Genomic DNA, 781 nt, shown 5'->3' with positions numbered 1-781 from the left:
GAGAATTAGCTCAGCTGGGAGAGCATCTGCCTTACAAGCAGAGGGTCGGCGGTTCGAACCCGTCATTCTCCACCATTTTAGTAGCCGGCCTAGCTCAATTGGTAGAGCAACTGACTTGTAATCAGTAGGTTGGGGGTTCAAGTCCTCTGGCCGGCACCAGTTTTAGAGCCATTAGCTCAGTTGGTAGAGCATCTGACTTTTAATCAGAGGGTCAGAGGTTCGAATCCTCTATGGCTCACCATTTTAATAGCGGGTGTGGCGGAATTGGCAGACGCACTAGACTTAGGATCTAGCGCCTTACGGCGTGGGGGTTCGACTCCCTTCACCCGCATATGCAGAAGTAGTTCAGCGGTAGAATACAACCTTGCCAAGGTTGGGGTCGCGGGTTCGAATCCCGTCTTCTGCTCCATTTTATAGTGCCGGGGTGGCGGAACTGGCAGACGCACAGGACTTAAAATCCTGCGGTGAGAGATCACCGTACCGGTTCGATTCCGGTCCTCGGCACCATAATATTGTTAATATGCGCCCGTAGCTCAATTGGATAGAGCGTTTGACTACGGATCAAGAGGTTATGGGTTCGACTCCTATCGGGCGCGCTTATTCTACGGGAAGTAGCTCAGCTTGGTAGAGCACTTGGTTTGGGACCAAGGGGTCGTAGGTTCGAATCCTGTCTTCCCGATAGTAACAATTAATTAGTTTAATTATGGGGGCTTAGCTCAGATGGGAGAGCGCCTGCTTTGCACGCAGGAGGTCAGCGGTTCGATCCCGCTAGTCTCCACCA

8 tRNA genes are annotated in these 781 nt (G+C 52.0%); all 8 read left to right on the top strand.

What is annotated here, in order from left to right:
• Positions 1–83 precede the first annotated feature (83 nt).
• Positions 84–159, top strand: a tRNA-Thr gene (locus tag CD121_RS06225).
• Between the two features lie 6 nt (positions 160–165).
• Positions 166–241, top strand: a tRNA-Lys gene (locus tag CD121_RS06220).
• An 8-nt stretch (positions 242–249) separates the two neighbouring features.
• A tRNA-Leu gene (locus tag CD121_RS06215) sits at positions 250–331 on the top strand.
• A gap of 3 nt (positions 332–334) precedes the next feature.
• Positions 335–409: transfer RNA gene (locus tag CD121_RS06210), tRNA-Gly, on the top strand.
• A gap of 9 nt (positions 410–418) precedes the next feature.
• Positions 419–507 (top strand) — tRNA-Leu (locus tag CD121_RS06205).
• A gap of 15 nt (positions 508–522) precedes the next feature.
• Positions 523–596 (top strand) — tRNA-Arg (locus tag CD121_RS06200).
• Positions 597–605: 9 nt separating this feature from the next.
• Positions 606–679, top strand: a tRNA-Pro gene (locus CD121_RS06195).
• Positions 680–705: 26 nt separating this feature from the next.
• Positions 706–781, top strand: a tRNA-Ala gene (locus CD121_RS06190).

Origin of the sequence: Staphylococcus pasteuri (assembly GCF_003970495.1) — a bacterium.
Lineage (GTDB): Bacteria > Bacillota > Bacilli > Staphylococcales > Staphylococcaceae > Staphylococcus > Staphylococcus pasteuri.
Note: the sequence above shows the minus strand (reverse complement) of the source record. Positions and strands in the feature narration are given on the sequence as shown.